Origin of the sequence: Frankia sp. AgKG'84/4, from assembly GCF_023242965.2 — a bacterium.
GTDB lineage: Bacteria > Actinomycetota > Actinomycetes > Frankiales > Frankiaceae > Frankia.
Genome location: NZ_JALKFU020000603.1, coordinates 1 through 3087 on the forward strand (window position 1 = coordinate 1; position 3087 = coordinate 3087).

The 3087-nt window shown below is 76.8% G+C and carries 2 protein-coding genes; both read left to right on the forward strand.

Annotated features, from left to right (window positions below; genetic code table 11):
* A partial coding sequence (locus MXD58_RS23820; RefSeq protein WP_250609962.1) for an ATP-binding cassette domain-containing protein occupies window positions 1-857 on the forward strand: 857 nt, incomplete at its 5' end.
* A gap of 149 nt (window positions 858-1006) precedes the next feature.
* Window positions 1007-3087 (forward strand): protein kinase domain-containing protein (locus MXD58_RS23825; RefSeq protein WP_250609963.1); only part of this gene is annotated, 2081 nt, incomplete at its 3' end.

The following is a 3087-nucleotide window of genomic DNA, read 5'->3' on the forward strand; positions in this document are numbered from 1 at the left end:
ACGTCGCCCGCCAGCGCGAGGCCGCCGCCGCCACGGCCCGGCGCGGCGCGGCCTACCGTGGCCCGACGGACAACAACAAGATGTCCTACGGCATCGCCGGGGACCGCGTCCAGCAGGCCGTCGCCAGCCGGGTGCGCAACGCCGAGGAACGGCTTCGCCGCCTGCTCGCCAACCCGGTCGACCCGCCCCCGCAGCCACTGTGTTTCGCCCTGCCCGCCCAGCCCGCCCAGCCCGCCGGCCCGGCGATGTCCACCGTCGCGGGCAGCGGCGTCGTGCTCGACGCGGTGGACGTCGCCGTCGCCGGCCGACTCGCCCCCGTGCGCGTGACGGTCCCGGCCGGCGGGCGGCTGCTGGTCGACGGCGCCAACGGCGCGGGCAAGAGCACCCTGCTGCGGGTCCTCGCCGGCGAGCTCGCCCCCGACCAGGGCGCGCTGACCCGCCGAGCCACGGCCGGGTATCTCCCCCAGCGGATCGACGTCGAGGACCCGGACCGCAGCCTGCTCGCGGCCTTCGCCCGGGGCCGTCCCGGCACCGCCCGTGAACACGCTGCCGCGCTGCTGTCGTTCGGCCTGTTCGGCGCCGAGCAGCTGAGCGTGCCGATCGGCCGGGCCTCGGCCGGGCAGCGCCAGCGCCTCGCCCTCGCGCGGGTCCTGCGCGACCCTGTTGACGTGCTGCTGCTCGACGAGCCGACGAACCATCTCTCCCTCGCCCTCGTCGAGGAGCTGGAGACGGCCCTGAACGCCTACCCGGGCGCGATCGTGCTGGTCAGCCACGACCGGGCGATCCGCCGCCGCTGGCGCGGCGAGCGTCTGAGCCTGCTGGCGCCCGCGCCGGACCCGACGCCCACCGCCGGCTGACCGCGCGGTGACCGGACCGGGGGCCGGGTGTCGGGAGGCGGACAGCCACCGACGCGCCGTCGGCGGACAACCCGGTGGCCGACCAGCACGTCACTGTGTGCGAGGGCGCTACGCCGTGCCCAGACGCACATGGCCCGGGCGGAGGTGTCGTGAACTCGTACTCGTACTCGCACGCGGCCACGGGCGGTCCTGGCCCGGGTGCGGACCCCCGTCCCGGCGAGCGCGACGATGGCACCGTCGGCGGCGCCACCGCGGGAAGTCCGCTGCAGCCGTCCGACCCGCGTGACCTGGGCGGTTACGAGCTGCTGTCCCGCCTGGGCGAGGGCGGGATGGGCACCGTCTATCTCGGCCGGGACACCGCGACGGGTCGGTTGGTCGCGGTGAAGGTGGTCCGCTCCGAGCTCGCCGACGACGCCGAGTACCGGGCGCGCTTTCGCCGGGAGGCGCAGGTCGCCCGCCGGGTCGCCCGGTTCTGCACGGCGGAGGTCCTGGCCGTCGCCGACCCGCCGGACGCGGCCCCCTACCTGGTCACCGAGTTCATCGCCGGGCGGACGCTGGCGGATCAGGTCGCGGCCGACGGGCCGCTCGGGTCCGCCGACGGGGAGCGGGTCGCGGTGAGCGTCGCGGCGGCGCTGACCGCGATCCACGGCGCCGGGCTGGTCCATCGCGACCTCAAGCCGTCGAACGTGCTGCTCTCCCCGCTCGGCCCACGTGTGATCGACTTCGGGATCGCCCGGGCGGCGGACAGTTCCACCATCACCCACGACAAGGCCATCGGCACACCGATGTTCATGGCACCGGAGCAGGCCCGGGGTGAGCCCGTGTCGCCGGCGACCGACGTGTTCGCCTGGGGCGGCCTGGTCGTGTTCGCGGGCACCGGGCGGCCGCCGTTCGGCACCGGCGCGGTGCCGACGCTGCTCTACCGCATCGCCACGACCGACGTCGATCTCGACGGACTGGACCCGCCTCTCGCCGCGATCGTCCGGGACGCGATGCGCCGCGATCCGGCCGCGCGACCGTCGGCCGAGGAGATCTTCGCCCGCATGGTCCGGCTCGGAGTGCAGCTCGACGCACCGTCCGCGGCACCGACGAACGTGGCGAGCGGGCTGCTCGACCTGCGCCGCCCCCTCGCCGCGCCGACCCCCGCCGACCCCACCGACGGTCCCGGGACCTCACGCGCACCACGCGCACCACGCGCACCACGTGCGCCACGTGCGCCCGCCGACTCCCCGCCACCACCCCACACCGCCGGCGTGGTGACGCCGGGCGGGGCCGGGGAGCCCGTCACGGCGCGGGGCGGACCCCAGCCCGCCGCGAGGGCGATCGGGCGCCGCGGCGGGCTTCTGATCGCGGTGATGACGCTGGCCGTGCTGGTCACGGCCAGCGTCGTGGCGCTCGCCGCACGCGGCCCACGCGGGCCCGGCCCCACCACCTCCACCCCCGCCCCCAGCGCCCTCGCCGATGCCGGGTACCTCGTCGTCCCCGCCGGCCTGATCAGCCTGACCGCCGACGACGCCGCCGCGCGACTGCGCGCCGCCGGTCTCACCACCCTCGCGCGGGTGACGAAACCGGACGCGGGCGTCGCGCGAGGGATGGTCATCCAGGTCAGTCCGCCCAGCGGCAGCGTCGTCAGCCGCTCGACGACGATCACGATCACGGTGTCGGACGGGGACACCGCGACCACGCCGGGCGTCACCGCCTCCCCCGGCGACCGGACCGGGGGGCCGCCCGGAGTGAGCCCGAGCCCGCGGACCGCGACGACGCCCGAGCCGGGGGCGCCCGAGACCCCGGGGCCGGAGTTCGCCACCATCGCCGACGTGATCGGCCGCACCGAGCTGGACGCGCGGGGAACCCTGACGACCTTCGGACTGGTCGTGACGGTGCGGACGCAGACCGGCCCGTCCTCGGTCGGGCCCGGCCGGGTGGAGGCGGTGGATCCCCCGGTGGGCACCCGGGTGGCGCCCCGCTCGCCGGTGACGATCACCGTGGTGAGCACGCAGATCGGTGTGCCCGACGTGGTGGGTCAGCCACGCGCCGCCGCGGAGTCGGCACTGCGCGGCTACGGTCTCGACGTCATCGTGCAGCAGCGGCCGGCGCCCGGCCAGGCCGCGGGCACCGTGATCGCCCAGTCGCCCGAGGCGGGCACGGTTCGCCGCGACACCACGATCACGCTCACCGTCGCCAGCGCCGCCAGCTCCGGCTCACCGCCGCCGGCGGATCAGGCGCCGGG